Origin of the sequence: Klebsiella sp. WP8-S18-ESBL-06 (assembly GCF_014169755.1) — a bacterium.
Taxonomy (GTDB): domain Bacteria; phylum Pseudomonadota; class Gammaproteobacteria; order Enterobacterales; family Enterobacteriaceae; genus Kluyvera; species Kluyvera ascorbata_B.
In genome coordinates, this window is the sequence record NZ_AP022256.1 from 270,537 (window position 1) to 292,966 (window position 22,430).

Annotated in this window: 14 protein-coding genes, 1 tRNA gene, 1 other RNA gene and 1 pseudogene; 14 read left to right on the forward strand and 3 right to left on the reverse strand. The window is 57.0% G+C overall.

The window, feature by feature from the left end; genetic code table 11:
• Window positions 1-74: 74 nt before the first annotated feature.
• The 8 genes from H7R76_RS01290 to H7R76_RS01325 all read left to right on the forward strand — a co-directional run bounded on the left by H7R76_RS01290 (window position 75) and on the right by H7R76_RS01325 (window position 8,106).
• Window positions 75-151, forward strand: a tRNA-Pro gene (locus tag H7R76_RS01290).
• Between the two features lie 35 nt (window positions 152-186).
• A non-coding RNA gene (locus H7R76_RS01295) (RtT sRNA) lies at window positions 187-320 on the forward strand.
• A 650-nt stretch (window positions 321-970) separates the two neighbouring features.
• Complete coding sequence (dppA, locus tag H7R76_RS01300) at window positions 971-2,578, forward strand: dipeptide ABC transporter periplasmic-binding protein DppA (RefSeq protein WP_106925020.1); 1,608 nt, start codon at window positions 971-973, stop codon at window positions 2,576-2,578.
• Window positions 2,579-2,737: 159 nt separating this feature from the next.
• On the forward strand, window positions 2,738-3,757 hold the full coding sequence (dppB, locus tag H7R76_RS01305; protein ID WP_064541180.1) for a dipeptide ABC transporter permease DppB: 1,020 nt from the start codon (window positions 2,738-2,740) through the stop codon (window positions 3,755-3,757).
• A gap of 9 nt (window positions 3,758-3,766) precedes the next feature.
• Window positions 3,767-4,660 (forward strand): dipeptide ABC transporter permease DppC, encoded by an 894-nt coding sequence (gene dppC / locus H7R76_RS01310; protein ID WP_106925021.1) that lies wholly within the window; start codon window positions 3,767-3,769, stop codon window positions 4,658-4,660.
• 10 nt (window positions 4,661-4,670) lie between these two features.
• Window positions 4,671-5,654, forward strand: coding sequence for a dipeptide ABC transporter ATP-binding protein (gene dppD / locus H7R76_RS01315; RefSeq protein ID WP_106925022.1), 984 nt, complete (start codon window positions 4,671-4,673; stop codon window positions 5,652-5,654).
• Complete coding sequence (gene dppF / locus H7R76_RS01320) at window positions 5,651-6,661, forward strand: dipeptide ABC transporter ATP-binding subunit DppF (protein ID WP_106925023.1); 1,011 nt, start codon at window positions 5,651-5,653, stop codon at window positions 6,659-6,661. Before dppD ends, dppF begins: the two co-directional genes overlap by 4 nt.
• Window positions 6,662-6,985: 324 nt before the next feature.
• Window positions 6,986-8,106 (forward strand): IS3-like element ISSen4 family transposase gene (locus H7R76_RS01325; RefSeq protein WP_096147877.1). Its coding sequence is split into 2 segments (ribosomal slippage): window positions 6,986-7,244 and window positions 7,244-8,106, totalling 1,122 coding nucleotides; the frame shifts between segments, so codons are not numbered across the junction.
• 307 nt (window positions 8,107-8,413) lie between these two features.
• Here H7R76_RS01325 and bcsG read toward each other — a convergent pair.
• The 3 genes from bcsG to bcsE are packed head-to-tail and all read right to left on the reverse strand — an operon-like array spanning window position 8,414 to window position 11,839.
• Window positions 8,414-10,093, reverse strand: a complete 1,680-nt coding sequence (bcsG, locus tag H7R76_RS01330; RefSeq protein WP_182966802.1) for a cellulose biosynthesis protein BcsG — start codon at window positions 10,091-10,093, stop codon at window positions 8,414-8,416.
• Entirely contained in the window at window positions 10,086-10,283 is a 198-nt protein-coding gene (bcsF, locus tag H7R76_RS01335; RefSeq protein ID WP_106925025.1) for a cellulose biosynthesis protein BcsF, read from the reverse strand. The genes bcsG and bcsF overlap by 8 nt, the downstream gene beginning before the upstream one ends.
• Window positions 10,280-11,839: a cellulose biosynthesis protein BcsE gene (gene bcsE, locus H7R76_RS01340; RefSeq protein ID WP_106925026.1), complete on the reverse strand. Its 1,560-nt coding sequence runs from the start codon at window positions 11,837-11,839 to the stop codon at window positions 10,280-10,282. Before bcsE ends, bcsF begins: the two co-directional genes overlap by 4 nt.
• Window positions 11,840-12,139: 300 nt before the next feature.
• Between bcsE and bcsR the strand changes: the two genes are divergently transcribed.
• The 6 genes and pseudogenes from bcsR (at window position 12,140) to bcsC (ending at window position 22,416) form a co-directional block, all read left to right on the forward strand.
• Window positions 12,140-12,340, forward strand: coding sequence for a cellulose biosynthesis protein BcsR (bcsR, locus tag H7R76_RS01345; protein WP_106925027.1), 201 nt, complete (start codon window positions 12,140-12,142; stop codon window positions 12,338-12,340).
• Window positions 12,341-12,349: 9 nt separating this feature from the next.
• Complete coding sequence (gene bcsQ / locus H7R76_RS01350) at window positions 12,350-13,102, forward strand: cellulose biosynthesis protein BcsQ (protein ID WP_182966804.1); 753 nt, start codon at window positions 12,350-12,352, stop codon at window positions 13,100-13,102.
• A pseudogene (bcsA, locus tag H7R76_RS01355) lies at window positions 13,099-15,717 on the forward strand (UDP-forming cellulose synthase catalytic subunit). Before bcsQ ends, bcsA begins: the two are co-directional and overlap by 4 nt.
• A gap of 13 nt (window positions 15,718-15,730) precedes the next feature.
• Window positions 15,731-18,034, forward strand: coding sequence for a cellulose biosynthesis cyclic di-GMP-binding regulatory protein BcsB (bcsB, locus tag H7R76_RS01360; protein ID WP_182966805.1), 2,304 nt, complete (start codon window positions 15,731-15,733; stop codon window positions 18,032-18,034).
• Window positions 18,035-18,040: 6 nt separating this feature from the next.
• Window positions 18,041-19,138, forward strand: a complete 1,098-nt coding sequence (gene bcsZ, locus H7R76_RS01365) for a cellulose synthase complex periplasmic endoglucanase BcsZ (protein ID WP_106925031.1) — start codon at window positions 18,041-18,043, stop codon at window positions 19,136-19,138.
• On the forward strand, window positions 19,120-22,416 hold the full coding sequence (bcsC, locus tag H7R76_RS01370) for a cellulose synthase complex outer membrane protein BcsC (RefSeq protein ID WP_182966807.1): 3,297 nt from the start codon (window positions 19,120-19,122) through the stop codon (window positions 22,414-22,416). The genes bcsZ and bcsC overlap by 19 nt, the downstream gene beginning before the upstream one ends.
• The last annotated feature ends 14 nt before the right edge of the window (window positions 22,417-22,430 follow it).

The window sequence follows — 22,430 nt, forward strand, 5'->3', positions numbered from 1 at the left end:
TCTGGCCGAACGAAGGGCTTTTGTAAAATAAGGGATTGACGAGGGCGGGGCGCAGCAGTAAGATGCGCCGCATTCGGTGATTGGCGCAGCCTGGTAGCGCACTTCGTTCGGGACGAAGGGGTCGGAGGTTCGAATCCTCTATCACCGACCAAATTAGAAAAAGCCGCTCAATGAGCGGCTTTTTTGCATCTGTAGCCCGGATAGAGGATGAGAATCTCCGGGGGTAAGAGGTTCGACCCGAGCGCAGCGAGAGAACGTTGCGTCAGCAACGGCCCGCAGGGCGAGCCACGAAGTGGCGAGTTATCCTCTATCACCGACCAAATTAGAAAAAGCCGCTCAATGAGCGGCTTTTTTGCATCTGTAGTCTGTAGGCCGGATAAGGCATTCATGCCGCCATCCGGCAACAACCTCCCATTCGGCCCGCTCTTCGCCGCAAACTCTTAACCTGTTTGTTCACAATTCTGTGACATATTCCATTGTATTTTTATATGCATAGCGGGATCTTTTTTTACGCTGCTTATGGGTAACCTCAGCATTTTCACCTGTGCGTTTTAACGTTCGCGGCATTAATCGCTCAGATAATCAGCATATCGAAAGAAATTTTTCTCATTATGGCTAATTGTTAATCACTGAATGTTGCAAATTATTAAGTGGATAACTCTGCCTTATCGCCCATAGCATAAATTTCTCTGCTGAAAATAGCGCTTCGGGTTTTTTTTAATCTTTGCCCATCCATTCTCACCTTCAATACAAATCCCGGTTAACTGTATTGACGTTTTCACATTCTGTTGACAGATTGTAGGGCATGAGGGGCATTTCATGGAGAATCCGCGCTGCAACTCAGATGTTCCAGTGAAAGGAATCCCGCCTCTACTACGCATCGACCAAGCCGGGTAAAAAATAAATAAGGCCAGGCGGTGTAACCCAATGCAAAGGGTAAAAACAACACATATCACATTGGAGCAGAATAATGAGTATTTCCTTGAAGAAGTCAGGGATGCTGAAGCTGGGCCTCAGCCTGGTCGCGATGACCGTTGCTGCCAGCGTACAGGCCAAAACCCTGGTTTATTGTTCAGAAGGCTCGCCGGAAGGCTTTAACCCACAGCTCTTTACGTCTGGTACCACCTATGATGCCAGCTCCGTACCTATTTATAACCGTCTGGTTGAATTCAAAACCGGTACCACGGAAATCGTCCCGGGTCTGGCTGAGAAATGGGACATCAGCCCGGACGGCAAAACCTATACCTTCCACCTGCGTCAGGGCGTGAAGTGGCAGGACAATAAAGACTTTAAACCGACGCGTGATATGAACGCCGACGATATCGTCTTCTCCTTCGACCGTCAGAAAAACGCACAAAACCCGTACCACAAAGTCTCTGGCGGCAGCTATGAATACTTCGAAGGTATGGGCCTGCAAGACCTGATTAGCGAAGTGAAAAAAGTCGACGATAACACCGTCCAGTTCGTGCTGACTCGCCCGGAAGCGCCATTCCTGGCTGACCTGGCGATGGACTTCGCGTCTATTCTGTCCAAAGAATATGCTGACAACATGCTGAAAGCCGGCACGCCGGAGAAAGTTGACCTGAACCCAATCGGTACCGGTCCATTCCAGCTGCAGCAATACCAGAAAGACTCGCGTATTCTGTACAAAGCGTTCCCGGGCTACTGGGGCACCAAGCCGCAGATCGACCGTCTGGTCTTCTCCATCACGCCTGACGCGTCCGTGCGTTATGCCAAGCTGCAGAAGAACGAGTGCCAGGTGATGCCGTACCCGAACCCGGCCGACATCGCGCGCATGAAAGAAGACAAGAGCATCAACCTGATGGAACAGGCTGGCCTGAACGTGGGTTACCTCTCCTTCAACACCGAGAAAAAACCGTTTGATGACGTGAAAGTGCGCCAGGCGCTGACCTACGCGGTCAACAAAGAAGCGATCATCAAGGCCGTTTATCAGGGCGCTGGCGTAGCCGCGAAAAACCTGATCCCGCCAACCATGTGGGGCTATAACGACGACGTCAAAGACTACAGCTACGATCCGGAAAAAGCCAAGGCGCTGCTGAAAGAAGCGGGTCAGGATAAAGGCTTCACCGTTGAGCTGTGGGCGATGCCGGTACAGCGTCCGTACAACCCGAACGCGCGCCGTATGGCGGAGATGATTCAGGCTGACTGGGCGAAGATCGGCGTGCAGGCCAAAATCGTCACCTACGAGTGGGGCGAATACCTCAAGCGCGCGAAAGCGGGCGAACACCAGGCCGTGATGATGGGCTGGACCGGCGACAACGGGGATCCGGATAACTTCTTCGCGACGCTGTTCAGCTGCGCGGCAGCGAAAGACGGCTCTAACTACTCTCGCTGGTGCTACAAGCCGTTTGAAGACCTGATTCAGCCGGCACGTGCGACCGACAACCACGAGAAACGCGTTGAACTGTACAAGCAGGCGCAGGTGGTGATGCACGATCAGGCTCCGGCGCTGATCATTGCACACTCCACCGTATACGAGCCGGTGCGTAAAGAAGTCAAAGGCTATGTGGTTGACCCGTTAGGTAAGCACCACTTCGACAACGTATCTATCGAATAATAAAGACGACGCCTTAACAGGCAGCGCATGCTTCCTGCCCCCCTTGGGGTGGGAAGCCGCGCCGTATCTGCGCCTCTCGCGTTTGGCGAGGGCGGCAGATTTGTGAGCAATACAGACGGCCTGTGACCAGGCGGGACGTCATTAGAGAGAATCAGGGTTATGTTGCAGTTCATCCTCAAACGGTTGGGTCTGGTGATCCCAACGTTTATCGGTATCACCCTCCTTACGTTTGCCTTCGTGCATATGATCCCCGGCGATCCGGTGATGATTATGGCCGGCGAGCGTGGTATTTCCCCTGAGCGCCATGCCCAGCTTCTGGCCGAACTCGGCCTGGATAAGCCGATGTGGCAACAGTACCTCCACTATATCTGGGGCGTACTGCACGGTGACTTAGGCATTTCATTAAAGAGCCGACTCCCGGTGTGGGATGAGTTCGTGCCGCGCTTTAAAGCGACGCTGGAACTCGGTATTTGCGCCATGATTTTCGCCGTCGCCGTGGGGATTCCGGTGGGCGTACTGGCTGCGGTTAAACGCGGTTCTATCTTCGATCACACCGCCGTTGGCCTTGCGCTGACCGGCTATTCCATGCCGATTTTCTGGTGGGGCATGATGCTGATTATGCTGGTGTCGGTTCACTGGAACCTGACGCCGGTATCCGGGCGCGTGAGTGACATGGTGTTTCTCGACGACTCAAACCCTTTGACCGGCTTTATGCTGATTGATACCGCCATCTGGGGGGAAGAGGGCAACTTTATCGACGCGCTGGCGCATATGATTCTGCCCGCCATCGTGCTGGGGACCATTCCGCTGGCGGTGATCGTGCGTATGACGCGCTCCTCGATGCTGGAAGTGCTGGGCGAAGACTACATCCGTACCGCGCGCGCCAAAGGGCTGACCCGCATGCGTGTGATTATCGTCCACGCGCTGCGCAATGCCATGCTGCCGGTTGTCACCGTTATCGGTCTGCAGGTCGGCACGCTGCTGGCAGGCGCAATTTTGACGGAAACCATCTTCTCCTGGCCGGGGCTGGGTCGCTGGCTGATTGATGCCTTGCAGCGCCGTGACTATCCGGTAGTGCAGGGCGGCGTGCTGCTGGTGGCGACGATGATTATTCTCGTCAACCTGCTGGTAGACCTGCTGTACGGCGTGGTGAACCCGCGCATTCGTCATAAGAAGTAAGGGGCCGTCATGTCACAAGTTACTGAGAATAAAGCACCGGTGCCGATGACCCCGTTACAGGAATTCTGGCACTACTTTAAACGCAATAAGGGCGCGGTCGTTGGCCTGGTGTACGTGGTCATCGTGCTGTTTATTGCCATTTTCGCCAACTGGATTGCGCCGTATAACCCGGCGGATCAGTTCCGCGATACGCTGCTAGCGCCACCTGCATGGCAGGAGGGCGGCTCGTGGGCACACTTATTTGGTACCGATGATGTGGGGCGTGACGTACTGTCGCGGCTGATGTACGGCGCGCGCCTGTCGCTGCTGGTCGGGTGCCTGGTGGTTGTCCTGTCGCTGATCATGGGGGTCGTTCTTGGGCTGGTTGCCGGTTATTTCGGCGGGCTGGTCGATAACATCATTATGCGCGTCGTCGACATCATGCTGGCGCTGCCAAGCCTGCTGCTGGCGCTGGTGCTGGTGGCCATCTTCGGCCCATCAATTGGTAACGCCGCGCTGGCGTTGACGTTTGTGGCCCTGCCGCACTACGTTCGCTTAACCCGTGCTGCCGTGCTGGTGGAAGTGAACCGCGACTACGTTACGGCCTCACGCGTCGCGGGCGCTGGCGCAATGCGCCAGATGTTCGTCAATATTTTCCCGAACTGCCTTGCGCCGCTGATTGTTCAGGCCTCGCTCGGTTTCTCTAACGCCATTCTCGATATGGCTGCCCTCGGCTTCCTGGGGATGGGCGCACAGCCGCCCACGCCGGAATGGGGCACCATGCTCTCTGACGTTCTGCAGTTTGCGCAAAGCGCCTGGTGGGTCGTGACCTTCCCGGGGCTGGCAATCCTGCTGACGGTGCTGGCATTTAACCTGATGGGTGACGGTCTGCGTGACGCGCTCGATCCCAAACTGAAGCAGTAAGAGGTTCGAGATGGCGTTATTAAATGTAGATAAATTATCGGTGCACTTCGGCGATGAAGGCACACCGTTTAAGGCCGTGGATCGCGTGAGCTATAGCGTGAGCCAGGGGGAAGTGGTCGGTATCGTCGGTGAGTCCGGCTCCGGTAAATCAGTCAGCTCGCTGGCGATTATGGGGCTGATTGATTACCCGGGCCGCGTAATGGCGGAAAGCCTGCAGTTCAACGGCCAGGATCTGAAACGAATCTCTGAGAAGGAGCGTCGTAACCTGGTCGGTGCCGAAGTGGCGATGATCTTCCAGGATCCGATGACCAGCCTGAACCCGTGCTACACCGTCGGCTTCCAGATTATGGAAGCCATCAAGGTGCACCAGGGCGGTAATAAGAAAACCCGCCGTCAGCGGGCGATTGATCTGCTCAACCAGGTCGGTATTCCGGATCCGGCCTCGCGTCTGGACGTTTATCCGCACCAGCTTTCCGGTGGGATGAGCCAGCGCGTGATGATCGCGATGGCGATCGCTTGCCGTCCGAAGCTGCTGATTGCCGATGAACCGACGACCGCGCTGGACGTCACCATCCAGGCGCAGATCATCGAGCTGCTGCTTGAATTGCAGCAAAAAGAGAATATGGCGCTGATCCTGATTACTCACGATCTGGCGCTGGTGGCCGAAGCGGCGCACAAAATTATCGTCATGTATGCCGGTCAGGTGGTGGAGACGGGCGCCGCCAGCGATATCTTCCGCGCGCCGCGCCATCCGTATACTCAGGCCTTGCTGCGCGCGCTGCCGGAGTTTGCTCAGGACAAAGCGCGTCTGGCTTCCCTGCCGGGCGTGGTGCCGGGTAAGTACGACCGCCCGAATGGCTGTCTGCTCAACCCGCGCTGCCCGTATGCCACGGAAAAATGCCGCAGCGTAGAGCCTGAGCTGAACACCGTTGACGGTGCTCGCCAGTCGAAATGTCACTATCCACTCGATGATGCCGGGAGGCCCACACTATGAGTACGCACGAGGCCACCTCGCAGCAGCCGCTGCTGCAAGCCATTGACTTGAAAAAACACTACCCGGTGAAGAAGGGCATGTTTGCCCCGGAACGGCTGGTGAAGGCGCTGGACGGCGTCTCCTTTACCCTCGAACGCGGTAAAACGCTGGCGGTGGTGGGGGAATCCGGCTGTGGTAAATCCACTCTGGGTCGCCTGTTAACGATGATTGAAGTGCCGACCGGCGGTGAGCTGTATTACCAGGGGCAGGACTTGCTCAAGCACGACCCGCATGCGCAAAAGCTGCGCCGGCAGAAGATCCAGATTGTGTTCCAGAATCCGTACGGTTCCCTGAACCCGCGTAAAAAAGTGGGACAGATTCTGGAAGAGCCGCTGTTGATTAACACCCCGCTCAGCAAAGAGCAGCGTCGTGAAAAAGCGCTGGCGATGATGGCGAAGGTGGGTCTGAAAACCGAGCACTACGATCGCTATCCGCATATGTTCTCCGGCGGTCAGCGCCAGCGTATTGCTATCGCCCGCGGTCTGATGCTGGATCCGGATGTGGTGATTGCCGATGAACCGGTGTCCGCACTCGACGTTTCCGTGCGCGCGCAGGTGCTGAACCTGATGATGGATTTGCAGCAGGATCTGGGGCTGTCCTATGTTTTTATCTCCCACGACCTGTCGGTGGTAGAGCATATTGCTGATGAAGTCATGGTGATGTACCTGGGCCGCTGCGTGGAGAAGGGGAGTAAGGATCAGATCTTCAATAATCCACAGCACCCGTACACCCAGGCGCTGTTGTCGGCAACGCCGCGTCTGAATCCGGACGAACGTCGTGAGCGCATTAAACTCACCGGCGAGCTGCCAAGCCCGCTTAACCCGCCGCCGGGCTGCGCGTTTAACGCCCGCTGCCGCCGCCGATTTGGGCCATGTACACAGCTCCAGCCGCAGTTGAAAGATTATGGCGGTCAGCTGGTGGCGTGTTTCGCCGTCGATCAGGATGAAAATCCGGAAAAAAGCCTCTAACTTGCTATAGACGCAGTATCAGGGCCGCAGGGGTAAAACTCTGCGGCCTTTTTCGTTCTCGGGCGCAATTCTGAAAGTGAGCGGGTGGCGGCGAGCGACGGGACGGTTTGCAGTAGTATCGGACGTAAGCCGGGCCTTCCCGGTGAGGCGCAATGTTGCGGGGGCTTGATCCCCGGCGGCATATGTTGCTGGAAAGAGAAAGCCCCCGCACGTTGTTTGGTTTTAACCTGGCAACTTACGAGGGCATCCACATTGACCTGCTCCCCGTTGATTAGTACACCCCGATGTTAGTAATGTCTTCATAAGCCACATGAGGACATCCCCATGAAGAAGCGTTTTTCCGACGAACAGATCATCAGTATTCTCCGCGAAGCCGAAGCTGGGGTACCCGCCCGTGAACTCTGCCGCAAGCATGCCATTTCCGATGCCACGTTTTACATCTGGCGTAAGAAGTATGGCGGTATGGAGGTGCCTGAAGTTAAGCGCCTGAAGTCGCTTGAGGAAGAGAACGCCAGACTCAAGAAGCTGCTTGCCGAAGCCATGCTGGATAAAGAGGCGCTTCAGGTGGCTCTTGGGCGAAAGTACTGACGACAGACCAGAAGCGGGAAGCCGTGATGTTGATGTGTGATGCGACCGGTCTGTCGCAACGTCGTGCCTGCAGGCTTACAGGTTTATCCCTGTCGACCTGCCGCTATGAGGCTCACCGTCCGGCTGCTGATGCGCATTTATCAGGGCGCATCACTGAGCTGGCACTGGAGCGCAGGCGTTTTGGCTACCGTCGTATTTGGCAGTTGCTGCGCCGTGAAGGGCTTCATGTTAATCATAAGCGCGTGTACCGGCTTTATCACCTCAGTGGCCTGGGCGTAAAACGCAGAAGACGTCGTAAAGGGCTGGCAACAGAACGTCTGCCGCTGCTCCGTCCGGCGGCGCCCAATCTGACCTGGTCGATGGATTTCGTCATGGATGCACTTTCCACCGGTCGCAGGATCAAGTGTCTTACCTGCGTCGATGATTTCACAAAGGAATGCCTGACGGTCACTGTTGCCTTTGGGATTTCAGGCGTTCAGGTCACGCGTATTCTGGACAGCATTGCACTGTTTCGAGGCTATCCGGCGACGATAAGAACTGACCAGGGGCCGGAGTTCACTTGCCGTGCACTGGATCAATGGGCCTTTGAGCATGGTGTTGAGTTGCGCTTAATCCAGCCGGGCAAGCCAACGCAGAACGGATTTATTGAGAGCTTTAACGGACGATTTCGCGATGAATGTTTGAATGAGCACTGGTTCAGCGATATCGTTCATGCTAGGAAAATTATTAATGACTGGCGGCAGGATTATAACGAATGCCGCCCGCACTCCACGCTGAATTATCAGACACCGTCTGAATTTGCAGCGGGCTGGAGAAAGGGTCATTCTGAGAATGAAGATTCCGACGTTACTAACTGAGTGTTGTATCTAATCGTGGGGGCAGGTCAACATCTCTTCACAAAGACAGGATAGCCGCGAACCGTTGCCATTGCAACGCAGGCGGTTATATGACGCTCAATGAGGCGTTAGCACTTGCGGTGGTGACTTCCATCGTCGGCCCACTGGTAGTGGCGCTGATTCGTCACTTCTTCAAGTTCTAACCTGACGGGGCGTTGTGGCTGCTGTAATGGCAACATGCGCCCGAACCGGGCCGCAGGGGAAACTCTGCGGCCTTTTTCGTGAGGTGCATCGGCCCGGGGGTACATCACTTGACCGGGCCATGTGGTTATTGCGGGTACGGCACCCAGGCACCGCCGTTCAGGCGAACGTACGGTTTACCCTGGTATTGCACTACGACCGCGTTGGAGTTCTCCGAAACGGCGGCGGTTTGCGGCAGATTGCTAGTGAATGCCGACCAATCGACGCTGTCTTCGGTGAAGATTTTGCCGTCTACCGCACGGGCTACCAGCTCGGAAATGGCGAGATAGCTGCTTGGTTGGCTGATGTCGATAGCGGTTCCCTGATGTGGGGCCTTCATGCCAAAGAACTTGATGGCGGCCGGGACGTGAGTAATCGACGGGCTCGGAATATCGCGCAGACCGGAAACCTGCATTTTATCGCCCTGTAGCGCAGCGCCGTGTTCTGGCACGACCACCACCATCACTTTACGACCCGATTTCTCCAGTTCGGTAAAGAAGGCATCCAACTCGTCAAACAGCTTCTGCCCGCGAGCCTTATAGTCGGCCGTTTTGCTCTGCCCCGGGTAGTGGTTACCGTCGTGCAGCGGCAGAATATTATAGAAGGTCGCAGAGCGTCCGCCTGGTTTGATATCCGGCGACTGCATCCAACGGTTGAGAACCGCCAGGTCGTCGTACACCGGCGAGCCGTCGAAGGACAGTAGGTTGACCGGCAGTTTGCTCTGATCCATCAGCGGGCTCTGCATACCGCCATTTTCACGCACTTCCTTGAGGAAATCGCCGAATACGCCGTTGTGATCCAGCATCAGATGCTGCGTGAAGCCCAGCTTCGACAGATTATCGAACAGGTAGCACTGATTGCCCGCAGGCTGATACAGGCTGGTGTGCGACGGCTGGCCGCAGCTGGCGCGCAGCAGGCGAATCGCCGCCGGACCGCTGTAGGACGTTGCGGAGTTAAAGTTGCTAAAGCGAATATCAAAGTGCGACCACAGCGGGTGCTGCATCAGGGCCGCGGCTTCGAGGTCAGAGTTTGCCAGTGAGCAGATGTTGATCACCAGCAGGTCAAACGGCTGGGCATCTTCGGGCAGTTGTGCCGGGAAGGCCGTCGCGCGTTTGCTTTCCGACGCATAAAAACTATTGAGCCAGGCGTTGAGATTGTCAGACGTCGGCGCTGCCGTTTGTGCTGGGATATCGGCGCTGGTTGCCGCGCTGCTGGCCGCAGCGGCCGGGGCGGAACCGGCGGGAGCCGCGGAGGCGCTGCTGCTGCTTTCCCCGGTCGGCCACAGGCTAAAGGACGGGCCTACCAGGGTGCTCAGGTTAATCCATACCATGGCGGCAACCACGAAGACCGTTATGCGGATCCATTGATTGAGGAATAGCCACGCCACCAGCAGCACAAAGAATGCGCCAACCATCTGCCAGTTAATAAAGCGGGTGATCAGGTCCCAGATATAGTCAGCGCTGAAGCCCGCAATCTGCGAGCCCTGGCTCATAATGCTTTCCGGCCCCGGCAGCCAGGTATCGTGCCAGAACAGCGCAATACCGATCGGGATGGCAATCCACTGCCGCCAGCGGTGCAGCCGGCTATTGGGCAGTGGGAACAGCAGGAAGGCCATAAAAACCAGGTTCTGCATGGCGTGAAAATTGAGGTATCCCGCCCACAGCAGGCCAAACTTGACCAGGAAATAGAAGTTCCAGCCGGACAGACCCCGCCAGTAGTGCCAGGATGAGGACGGTGTAGCGGCGGCGTTTTGCGTCGATTTAGTCATTTTTTGATTTTGCCCTGACGGCCAGATCGCGGCGTAATACGCCTACCGGCTTAACATAACGGGGTTTAAGAAACAGCAAACGGAAGGTGTTTTCAATACGATGTTGATGATGGCGCACCAGGTACCCCAGCGGGAAAAAGAACAGCGCGCATAGCACAACCAGTTGAACAATATCGCTTATCGACATCATGACGATTTCTCTTCGGTATCGGCGGACAAACGATGAGGTTCTGGGTAGCGTCGCCAGCTATTACCTTCGTAGGTCGCGTTAATCACATTTTTGGGTTTCGGCGCTAAATCAAGCGGCTGGGTCCACCGTTCCGGCGTGACCTCACGCATCATCAGTAACTCGGAGGCAATCTGCTTATCTTCAAACCAAATCATACGGTTCGAGAAGATATCGCCGGTAGGCAGCGGGAAAATATGGTTCAGCGCCGTATCAAGATCGTTGACCCGACAGAAGGGTAAAAACATCACCAGCCGCCGGTCGGCAATGGTCACGATATCGCCCATGCGGTGAGGCCGGCACAGGGTCAGCACCTGTTCGACGCGCAGCCCTGGCGCAGGACGCAGCGCGACCATCACACCTTTGCTGTCCGCGGGCAGCAGCGTGTTATTAATCACCTTCTGTACCGAATCGCAGAATACATCCCACTTCTGATAGCCCTTAAGCTTCAGCGGCTCCGTATTGGCCAATAAGGTGGTGAGGTCTTCGGGAACGTGACGATTGAACTGCTGTGTTTGCACGCTTTCAATTAACGTCAGGCTCCGCGACAGCGGCGCGCTGGCAGAAATGACCAGGTTAGCGCCGCAGCTGAGCAGCAGACGTTCGTCGGTAGCGCGCAGGCTTGGCGTGGTTTCACGGGTGATGATTTTTAATGCGCTGCCGCGTTGGCGACGGAGGGTATGAATATAATGGGCAAGCTGTTCCACCTGGCTATTCTGGCGGAGTGAGAATATGACCGTGGCGGCCTGCGCCGTGCGCGCAGCATTAAATACCGCGTCGTTGGTATCGAATAACGTCCAGTGTTCAGAAAGCGCTGGCGCCCCTTCAAGAATATCGATGTTACTCAATACTTGTTTTTCATCGCTGCGCGGTTGAACGTTTGCGACCTCGTCTTGCGCTAAATGCCAGCCGTTGTCATTCTGTTTAATTAAAAGCTGTTGACGAGCGCTAACGCCTTTTTCATTCGCCCAATAAGATATATCCAGAAGTTGACTATCACCCTGGTAACGTAAATTCGCAAGTCCGGAAAGAGATCCGTATCCCCCTAACAAAAGCGAAGTCAGAGCGTCCGCATTGTTGCCGGGGTTTAGAACTAAGAGAGTGCAATGGTAGTATTTAGCCCATCGTTGAGATTTGTTTATCCAATCGATGAGTTTTTCACCTGATATATTCTCCCAAGCATTGTGAGAGCATAAAAGTATAACGAAATAATCTTTTGGTTCGAGCGTACAGAGCAAATCGCGGCGCATAAAGTCTAGACCATTCTGGCTATTATGCATGGCGAAAAGCGAAATTTTTTTCGGGCCAGCATTTTCCTTTAACGCTATGAGCTCGTTAGGATTTTCTCCCATACTCACCACGGCGACTTTGGCCGAGTCGGCCTGTGCGCTGAGCGTCTGGTTCAGCAGACTCACGGCATCTTCATGGCGGTCAGTATTCACCCACCACACGCCACCCGCAGGCATATGACTCACTTCATCCCACAGTGACTGGATACCAATAGAAAATATGGGGTTCATCGTGTCCCTCTTATCGACGAAAATCCTGAGTATAAGTTTACTAGTGTCATCGCTAGAATAAACCTAATATTGAAATTAAATAGCATCAGATTTAGCATGTATACTCTAAATAATTCGAGTTATCGTCAGGCGATAAGTGAGTAAATCCCCTGAAAATTGCATAACTATGTGGCTGGAATGAGTAAAAACGGACGGGCTCATCTGCCATCTGAAGTATGATCAGTATAAACGAATTTCATGGAAAGGTTGCCATTCAACAGATGTGGTGCGTTCGTACTTTGATTTCAGAGGGAGTAAACAATGCCAGATAACGAAACGACGACATCCGTTGATTCGGAGCTCGGATACACTTTCCAGAACGATTTTCTCGCGCTTAGCCGGGCTTTCTCTCTACCTAATATAGATTACACTGATATTTCCCAGCGTGAAAAATTAGCTGCGGCGTTTAAGCGTTGGCCGCTGCTATCAGAGTTTGCAGAACAAAAAGCCGAACAAAAATAAGGAAGCCTCATGGCTATTCTGGGATTACAGGGCGTGCGAGGTGGTGTAGGCACAACGTCAATCACGGCGGCCCTGGCGTGGTCATTGCAACTGCTCGGGGAGTCGGTGCTGGTCATTGACGCTTGCCCTGATAATATGCTGCGCCTGTCATTCAACGACGATATCGCTCGTGAAAGCGGCTGGGCGCGTGCGACGCTGGACGGCCTGGACTGGCGGGATGCTGCGCTGCGCTATACCGCGCAAATCGACATACTGCCGTTTGGCAAACTGCGCGCGGGAGAGCAGCAGCATATTGCGGCGCTGGGCGAAACGCTGGCTATCGTGACGACGCTTGCGCAAACGCTGGAGCGTGAAGGGCGCTATCAGTGGATCCTGATTGACCTGCCGTACGGATTCTATCCGTGGATGCCTGCGCTGGTTGAAGCCTGTCACTATACGCTGACCGTCGTCAAGCCTGATGCCAACTGTCATATTCGTCTGCATCAGCAGGTGTTTCCGCAGAATACGCACATTCTTATCAATGACCTGCGCGTTAACAGCCAGCTACAGGAAGACCTCTACCAGGTGTGGCTACAAACGCAGCGTCATCTGTTACCTATCGTGGTTCATCGCGACGAAGCGATGGCTGAGAGCCTGGCGAGCAAGCAGCCGCTGGGTGAGTATCGTCACGACTCGCTTGCTGCCGAAGAGATGATTACCCTCGCGAACTGGTGTTTGATGCACTATGCCGGCCATCGCCCTGCGCAAGAGAGCGAATCATGATTCGCCTTGGCCGCGTGATTTTTGCTCCGCCGGTCTATGCGCGTCTGCGCGAGCGTTACGTCGGCTATCGGCGCGCCGGTGCGTCCTGGCTTGCCGCAACGCTGGCCTGTTGGTGGACGGGCCTGGCGTGGATTTTCCTGCCGCTGGAGAACCCGTGCTGGCAGGCATTGAGCGCGCGACAGGACGAACTGTTCCCGCATATTCATTTCGCGCGCCCGCGGCCGTTAGATCCGCTGCGCTTTATGCTACAGGCATTCTGGCTTATTGCCAGTAAACCGCCGCAGACGCGTAAACCCATCAGCTGGCGGCCATTCGCGAGCGTAGGACGCCTGCGCGAGCGTTACAACCAGTGGGCGGATGCGCTTCCTGGCCGCATCAATGCGCAAACCGACCATCTGGACCATAAAAAGGAGCTGGCGCACCTCAATCCGAAGCTGCGCCAGTTTATTCTCGGCGTCGTGGTCGGGCTGTCGCTGCTGCTGGCGCTGGTATGCATTACCCAACCGTTTAACCCACTGTCTCAGTTTATTTTCCTGATGCTGCTGTGGGGCGTGGCGCTGCTGGTTCGCCGCATTCCCGGTCGTTTCTCCGCGCTGATGCTGATTGTGCTATCGCTGACGGTTTCCTGCCGCTACATCTGGTGGCGCTATACGTCTACGCTGAACTGGAACGATCCGGTTAGCCTGGTGTGCGGACTGATTCTGCTGTTTGCGGAAACCTATGCCTGGATTGTGCTGGTGCTGGGCTATTTCCAGGTTGTCTGGCCGCTGAACCGCCACCCGGTGCCGCTGCCGAAAGACATGAACGCATGGCCGACCGTCGATATTTTTGTCCCGACCTACAACGAAGATTTGAACGTGGTGAAAAATACCGTTTACGCGTCGTTGGGCATCGACTGGCCGAAAGACAAAGTGAAAATCTGGATCCTCGACGATGGCGCGCGTGAGGAGTTTCGTCAGTTCGCCAAAGATGTTGGCGTTGAATACGTCGCGCGTGCCACGCATGAACATGCAAAAGCCGGGAACATCAACAATGCGCTGAAGCTGGCGAAAGGTGAGTTTGTCTCTATCTTCGACTGTGACCACGTGCCGACGCGCTCGTTCCTGCAAATGACCATGGGCTGGTTCCTGAAGGACAAAAAGCTGGCGATGATGCAGACGCCGCACCACTTCTTCTCGCCGGATCCGTTCGAGCGTAACCTGGGGCGCTTCCGTAAAACGCCGAACGAAGGCACGTTGTTCTATGGCCTGGTCCAGGACGGTAACGACATGTGGGACGCCACCTTCTTCTGCGGCTCCTGTGCGGTTATTCGTCGTAAACCGCTGGATGAAATCGGCGGTATCGCCGTCGAGACGGTCACCGAAGATGCGCACACCTCGCTGCGCCTGCACCGCCTTGGCTACACCTCCGCCTATATGCGTCTACCGCAGGCGGCGGGGCTGGCGACGGAGAGCCTGTCGGCGCATATCGGCCAGCGAATCCGCTGGGCGCGCGGAATGGTGTAGATTTTCCGCCTCGATAACCCGCTGTTGGGCAAAGGACTGAAGCTGCCGCAGCGGCTTTGCTACCTTAATGCGATGTTCCACTTCTTATCGGGAGTGCCACGGCTGATCTTCCTGACCGCACCGCTGGCCTTCCTGCTGCTGCACGCCTACATCATCTATGCGCCTGCGCTGATGATCGCCCTGTTCGTGCTGCCGCACATGATTCACGCCAGTCTGACCAACTCGAAAATTCAGGGCAAATACCGCCACTCGTTCTGGAGTGAAATCTATGAAACGGTGCTGGCGTGGTATATCGCGCCCCCCACCATGGTGGCGCTGTTCAACCCGCATAAAGGTAAATTCAACGTTACCGCCAAGGGTGGGCTGGTGGAGGAAGAGTACGTCGACTGGGTTATCTCGCGGCCGTATATCTTCCTCGTGTTGCTAAACCTGGTCGGCGTGGCGTTTGGTATCTGGCGCTATATGTATGGCCCGGAGAACGAGGTTCTCACCGTGTGGATCAGCCTGATATGGGTGTTCTATAACCTGATTATTCTTGGCGGCGCGGTGGCCGTGTCGGTGGAAAGTAAACAGGTTCGCCGCTCACATCGCGTGGAGATCAAAATGCCGGGCGCGATTGCTCGCGAAGATGGTCACCTGTTCTCCTGTACGGTGCACGACTTCTCTGACGGTGGCGTAGGCATTCGCATTAACGGCGACGCGCAGGTGCTGGAAGAGCAGAAGGTGAATCTGCTGCTTAAACGCGGCCAGCAGGAATACGTCTTCCCAACGCAGGTCGTGCGCGTACTGGGCAGCGAAGTCGGGCTTAAGCTGCTGCCGATGAGCACGCGTCAGCATATTGATTTTGTACAGTGTACCTTTGCGCGCGCGGATACGTGGGCGCTGTGGCAGGACAGCTTCCCGGAAGACAAACCGCTGGAAAGTTTGTTCGATATTCTGAAGTTAGGCTTCCGTGGTTACCGTCATCTGGCCGAGTTTGCGCCGCCGGTGGCGAAGGAAATTTTCCGGTCGCTCACCTTGCTGGTGGCGTGGGTGGCCTCGTTTGTACCGCGTCGTCCGGAACGTGAGGCGGCTCTCGAGCACCCGCTATCGGCTTTGGCTCAACAATAATGATGATTATGCGATGAAAAGAAACCTTTCCTGGATTTGTGCAGTGGCGATGGGCATGGGCAGTTTACTGCCGCTCACGACGTATTCAGCACCGACGACTGATGTGTCGGTTGCGCCGTCCGTTCAGCAGGATGCGGCGGCTCCAGCAGCCGATACGGCACCCGTCGTCGTGCAAGATGCGCCGACTCGTGACGTTAAGCTGTCTTTCGCTCAGATCGCGCCGCCGCCGGGAAGTATGGTGCTGCGCGGTGCTAACCCGGATGGCGGAATCGAGTTTGGCATGCGCAGCGACGAAGTGGTGTCGAAGGCGCTGCTCAATCTGATTTACACGCCGTCGCCGTCGCTGCTGCCGGTCACCTCGCAGCTGAAGGTTTATCTGAACGATGAGCTGATGAATGTGCTGCCGGTTACCAAAGAGCAGCTGGGCAAAAAGGTCACGGCGCAGATTGCCGTCGATCCGCTTTACATCACCGATTTTAACCGCGTGCGCCTCGAGTTTATTGGCCACTATCGCGACGTGTGTGAAAACCCGGCAAACACGACCGTCTGGCTGGACGTCGGGCGCAGCAGTTCGCTGGACTTAACCTATCAGTCGCTGAAGGTTCGCAACGATCTGTCGCATTTCCCGGTGCCGTTCTTTGACGCCCGCGATAATCGTACGCTGGATCTGCCGATGGTCTTCGCCGCATCGCCTGACCTACAGCAACAGCAGGCTGCGGGGGTTATTGCCTCCTGGTTCGGCGCGAAAGCCGGCTGGCGCGGTCAGAGCTTCCCGGTGCTGTACAACACGCTGCCGGAGCGCAGCGCGATCGTCTTTGCCACGAACGATCGTCGCCCGGATTTCCTGCGCGATCATCCGGCGGTGAAGGCGCCGACGATCGAAATGATCGACCATCCGAACAATCCGTACCTGAAGCTGCTGGTGGTCTTCGGGCGTGATGATAAAGACCTGCTGAAAGCGGCGCAGGGGATTGCGTCAGGCAACATTTTGTTCCGTGGCAATAGCGTGACGGTGGACGATGTGAAGCCGCTGCAGCCGCGCGTGCCTTACGATGCGCCGAACTGGGTGCGCACCGACCGTCCGGTGACCTTTGGCGAGCTGAAAACCTACGAACAGCAGCTTCAGTCCAGCGGTCTGGAGCCTGCATCTATCAACCTGTCGCTGAATCTGCCGCCGGATCTGTATCTGCTGCGCAGCACCGGCATCGATATGGATCTGAAGTACCGTTACACCATGCCGCCGGTCAAAGACAGCTCGCGCATGGATATCAGCCTCAACAACCAGTTCTTACAGTCGTTTAACCTGGACAGCACTCAGGACGTCAACAAACTGTTGCTGCGTCTGCCTATTCTGCAGGGTTTGCTGGACGGTAAAAACGACGTCAGCATTCCGGCGCTGCGTCTGGGGGCCATGAACCAGCTGCGCTTTGACTTCCAGTATATGAACCCGATGCCTGGCGGCTCGGTCGATAACTGCGTGACCTTCCAGCCGGTGCTGAATCATGTGGTTATCGGCGACGACTCCACCATTGACTTCTCCCAGTACTATCACTTCCTGCCGATGCCGGATCTGCGTACTTTTGCTAACGCGGGCTTCCCGTTCACTCGTATGGCTGACCTGTCTGATACGGTGATTGTGATGCCGAAGACGCCGTCTGAAGCGCAGGTTAGCACCTTGCTGAATACCGTTGGCGTGATTGGCGGCCAGACCGGTCTCGCCGGGACCGGCATGACCATCGTGGATGACGGCAGCCAGATTAAGGATAAAGACGCCGACCTGCTGCTGATTGGCTCTATTCCGCAGCAGCTGAAGGATGACAAACACGTTGACCTGCTGGTGAACGCCACCCAGAGCTGGGTGAAAACGCCGGTGCGCCACAACGATCTGCCGAGCATCTACCTGGATGCGGATGACCGCCAGCCAAGCGTGAAGACGGGGATTACATCCGACGGCCCAATGGCGGCCATCGTCGGCTTTGAATCTCCGTATTACAAACAGCGCAGCGTCGTCGCGCTGCTGGCCGACAGCAGCAGCGGCTACAGCCTGCTGAACAGCGCGCTCAACGACAGCGGCAAACGAGCGGCGATGTTCGGTTCGGTGTCGGTGATTCGTGAATCGGGCGTCAGCAGCCTGCGCGTGGGCGATATTTACTATGTAGGGCACCTGCCGTGGTTTGAACGCGTTTGGTTCGCGCTCTCCAACCATCCGGTGCTGCTGGCTATCTTTGCGGCGATCAGCATTGTGCTGCTGGCATGGGTACTGTGGCGTCTGCTGCGTATCATCAGCCGTCGTCGTCTGGATCCAGAAGACGAGTAAGCCACAATGAAAATACTGAGCTGGATCGTTCTGCTGTGCGCCCTGGGCGGCCAGGCGCAGGCCGCCTGCGGTTGGCCTGCCTGGGAGCAGTTTAAAAAGGATTACGTTAGCGCGGAAGGGCGCGTGATCGATCCCAGCGATGCGCGCAAAATCACGACCTCGGAAGGGCAAAGCTACGCGCTGTTCTTTGCGCTGGCGGCGAACGATCGGCAGATGTTCGCCACCCTGCTGAGCTGGACGCAGAATAACCTCGCGCAGGGTTCGCTGCGCGAGCGACTTCCGGCCTGGCTGTGGGGTAAAAAGAGCAATGAGGAATGGACGGTGCTGGACAGCAACTCTGCCTCTGACTCTGATGTCTGGATTGCCTGGACGCTGCTGGAAGCCGGTCGGCTGTGGAAAAACGACGACTATACGGCTACCGGCAAAGCGCTGCTGGCGAAGATTGCCGACGACGAAGTGGTGAAGGTGCCTGGGCTGGGGCTGATGCTGCTGCCCGGCCGCGTCGGCTTTGCCGAAGAGACGCGCTGGCGCTTTAACCCAAGCTACCTCCCGCCGCAGCTGGCGCAGTACTTCAGCCGCTTCGGCGCGCCGTGGACGACGCTGCGCGATACTAACCTCAAACTGCTGCTCGACACCGCGCCGAAAGGCTTTTCCCCGGATTGGGTGAGCTACGAAAAAGGGAAGGGCTGGCAGCTGAAAGACGCGAATATTATCGGCAGCTATGATGCCATTCGCGTCTACCTGTGGGTGGGCATGATGCACGATGCCGATCCGCAAAAAGCGCGCCTGCTTAAACGCTTTAACGCCATGGCGGCGCAGACCGCCAGACAGGGGCTCCCGCCGGAAAAAGTGGCGATCGCCACGGGCAAAGTGACCGGCGATGGCCCGGTGGGCTTTTCGGCTTCCCTTCTGCCGTTCTTACAAGATCGTGACGTCCAGGCCGCTCAGCGCCAGCGCGTTGCCGACCATTTTCCCAGCGCGGATGCTTATTACAGTTATGTTCTGACCCTCTTTGGTCAGGGCTGGGATCAACATCGTTTTCGCTTCAGCGCCCGCGGCGAACTCCTACCTGATTGGGGCCAGGAATGCGCAAATTCACACTAAGTTTACTCACACTTTCTCTGGGTCTGTCGCTGGTGCAGCCGGCCTTCGCGGATACGTCGGCAGAAGAGCAGTTGCTCAACCAGGTGCGCCTGGGGGAAGCCAGTAAGCGCGACGATTTGGTCCAGCAGTCGCTGTATCGTCTGGAGCTGATTAACCCCAATAATCCGAAGGTGCTGGCGGCTCGCCTGCGCTACATGCTGCGTCAGGGCGATACCGCTGGCGCGCAGCAGCAGCTGAAAAAACTGGGGCAGGTGGCGCCAGATTCGGCTGAATATAACGCTTCGCGCGCAGAAATTGGCCTCAATACGGATGCCGGGCGCCAGGCGCTACAGCAGGCGCGTTTGTTGGCGACCACCGGCCACGTGCCGGAAGCGCTGGCCGAATATGAGAAAGCATTCAACGGCCCGCCGCCGGACGGCGACTATGCCGTTGAGTACTGGACCGCGGTGGTGAAGCTGCCCGCGCGCCACAATGAGGCGCTCAAACATCTGCAGACGCTGAACCAGAAAAACCCGGGAAATGTTGGCCTGCAAATGACGCTGGCAAATACACTGCTGGGCGATAACCAGCGCGACGCGGCGTTTGCGGTGCTGGAACAGATGGCGAAATCGGCGGGCGGCCGCGGGCCGGCAGGCGATATCTGGTTTAAAGCTATCAAAGCTCAGCCCGCCAGCCCGTCAAGCGTACAGGCGCTTCAGCGCTATCTGTTGATTTTTACCAGCGGCGAATCGGCGGACAGCGCACGGGCGCTGCTGGCGGAGCAGCAAAAACAGCTGGCGGACCCGGTTTTCCTCGCGAAAGCCAAAGAGGCCGAAGCCGAGGCGAACAAACCGCAAACCTGGCAACTGTACTGGCCGCTGATTCGTAAAGGCGATGCGGCGTTGAAGGCCAACAACCTGGCGCAGGCAGAGGGCTTCTATCAGCAGGCGCGTAAGCTGGATGCGACCGACAGCTATGCGGTGCTGGGGCTGGGCGATGTGGCGATGGCGCGTAAGGACAGCGCCAGCGCGGAGCGCTACTACCAGCAGGCGCTGCGTCTCGATCGCGGCAACAGCAGCGCGGTACGTGGTCTGGCTAATATCTATCGCGCCCAGTCACCGGAGAAAGCCACTGCCTTTATCAACGGACTCTCGGCCAGCCAGCGTCGTAGTATTGATGATATTGAACGCAGCCTGACCAACGATCGCCTTTCGCAGCAGGCGGAAGCGCTGGAAAACAGCGGGCAGTGGGCGCAGGCGGCGGCGCTACAGCGTCAGCGTCTGGCGCTGTCGCCTGACGATGTGTGGATCACCTATCGTCTCTCACGCGATTTGGTGAGCGCGGGGCAGCGCGGCGAAGCCGACCGTCTGATGCTCAACCTGGCGCGTAAAAAACCGACCGATGCCGATCAGGTCTACGCCAACGGACTGTATCTTTCCGGAAACGGTCAGGACCAGGCAGCGCTAACGCATCTGGCCGCGCTGCCGTCATCGCAGTGGACCGACAACATTCGCGAGCTGGATCAGCGCTTGCGCAGCGACCAGATGCTGGCGCAGGCGAACCGCCTGCGTGACGGTGGACAGGAGGCGCAGGCGATTGCGCTGCTGAAACAACAGCCGGAATCTGCGCGCATTCATTCGACGTTGGCCGACTGGGCGCAGCAGCGGGGCGACCGCGCCACCGCGCTTGCTGAATACAACGCGGTGCTGGCAAAAGATCCGCATGATGAAGATGCGCATCTGGGGCTGGCCGAAGTCTATGCCGCCGATGGCAACCGTCTGGCGGCGCGTCAACAGCTTGCGGAAGTCCCCGCGGAAGGGCAGCGTTCGCTCAATACCCAGCGGCGTATCGCGCTGGTGAACGCGCAACTGGGTGACACCGCTACAGCGCAGAAAATGCTGACGGCGATAGTGCCGCAGGCCAAAGCACAGCCGCCGTCGATGGAAAGCGCTATGGTGCTGCGCGATGCGGCACGCTATCAGGCGCAGGACGGTAACCCGCAGCAGGCGCTGGAAACGTATAAAGATGCGATGGTAGCAACGGGCATTACGCCAACGCGCCCGCAGGATAACGACACTTTTACGCGTCTGACGCGCAACGATGAGAAAGATGACTGGCTCAAGCGCGGCGTGCGTAGCGACGCCGCCGATCTGTACCGTCAGCAGGATCTCAACGTGACTCTGGAGCACGATTACTGGGGCTCCAAGGGCACCGGCGGCTATTCGGACCTGAAAGCGCACACCACCATGCTTCAGGTCGATGCGCCGTTGGCCGATGGCCGCATGTTCTTCCGTTCCGATCTGGTGAATATGGATGCCGGCAGCTTCTCGACCGACAAAAATGGCTACCACAAAGAACAGTGGGGGACCTGTGATTTGGCCCGCTGTAATGGCTCGGCCAATCAGAGCGACAGCGGGGCCAGCGTGGCCGTGGGCTGGAAAAATGACACCTGGAACGCCGACATTGGCACCACGCCGATTGGCTTTAACGTGGTGGATATCGTCGGTAGCCTGAGTTACAGCAACGATCTGGGCCCGTTTGGCTATACGCTGAACGCGCATCGTCGCCCGGTCTCCAGCTCGCTGCTGGCCTTCGGCGGGCAAAAAGATAACAGCAGCGGCGACCATCCCGGCACCACCTGGGGCGGGGTACGCGCTAACGGCGGTGGCGTCAGTCTGAGCTACGATAAAGGCGAAGCCAACGGCGTGTGGGCCTCGCTAAGCGGCGACCAGTTAACCGGCAAGAACGTTGCCGACAACTGGCGCGTGCGCTGGATGACCGGCTATTACTACAAGGTCATTAATGAGAATAACCGTCGGGTGACCGTTGGGCTGAACAATATGATTTGGCACTACCAGAAGGATCTGAGCGGTTATACGTTAGGTCAGGGCGGTTACTACAGTCCGCAGGAGTACGTTTCCTTCGCCGTGCCGATAAACTGGCGTCAGCGTACGGAAAACTGGTCGTGGGAGCTGGGCGGTTCCGTCTCCTGGTCGCATTCGCGTACCCGTACTGAACCGCGTTATCCGCTGATGAATCTGATACCTTCGCAGTGGCAGGAAGATGCCAGCGATGACGTCAACCACGGCGGCAGCAGCCAGGGCTATGGCTATACCGCGCGGGCGATTATCGAACGTCGCGTGACGTCCAACTGGTTTATCGGCGCCGGCGTGGATATTCAGCAGGCGAAAGACTACACCCCAAGCCATGCGTTGCTGTACGTCCGTTACTCTGCCGCAGGCTGGCAGGGTGACCTCGATATGCCGCCCCAGCCGCTTGTGCCTTACGCCGACTGGTAATTCGTCTACCCGGA